Source organism: Oleiphilus sp. HI0043 (genome assembly GCF_001634935.1).
This window is the reverse complement of the sequence record NZ_LWEY01000031.1, coordinates 1-629: the sequence shown is the minus strand read 5'-3', so window position 1 is coordinate 629 and position 629 is coordinate 1. Positions and strand designations below refer to the sequence as shown.

Below are 629 nucleotides of genomic sequence, written 5' to 3'. Positions count from 1 at the left end.
TTGTTAAGCTTGACTCAGTCTCCAAACATTATGGCGAGCTAAAAGCACTCGAGGCAATCAATCTGGACTTGCCTCCAGGCGAAGTGCTTGGCTTGTTTGGTCATAACGGCGCTGGCAAAAGTACGCTGATGAAAATCATCCTGGGCGTGCTTGAGCCTTGTCAAGGCGAAGTACTAACCCTTGGCCAGTCACCTCGAGACAAAAAAGCTCACCACATTCGCCAGAAGTTTGGTTATCTACCCGAAAATGTTAGCTTTTATGATCACCTAAGCGGGCGCGATATACTCACTTACTTCGCCAAACTTAAAGGCTTTAAAAAGAACGAGGCTGAACGGTTACTTGAGAGTGTTGGCCTTCAAGCTGCAGCAAATCGAGCAGTCAAAACCTACTTTAAAGGTATGAGGCAGCGCCTTGGTTTGGCGCAAGCACTGCTAGGCAAACCTAAACTATTATTACTGGATGAGCCCACCGTTGGCTTAGACCCTATCGCAACCGATTATTTTTATCGTACGGTAGACGAACTACGAAGCGATGGTTGCGCAGTGATTCTTTGTTCTCATGTTCTCCCTGGTGTTGAAGCGCATATCGACAGAGCTATGATACTAGGTGGCGGGAAGCAATTAGCCTTG

The 629-nt window shown here is 47.2% G+C and carries 1 protein-coding gene; it reads left to right on the top strand.

Going from position 1 to position 629, the window contains the following annotated elements:
- A partial coding sequence (locus A3729_RS01055; protein WP_156497556.1) for an ABC transporter ATP-binding protein occupies positions 1–629 on the top strand: 629 nt, incomplete at both ends.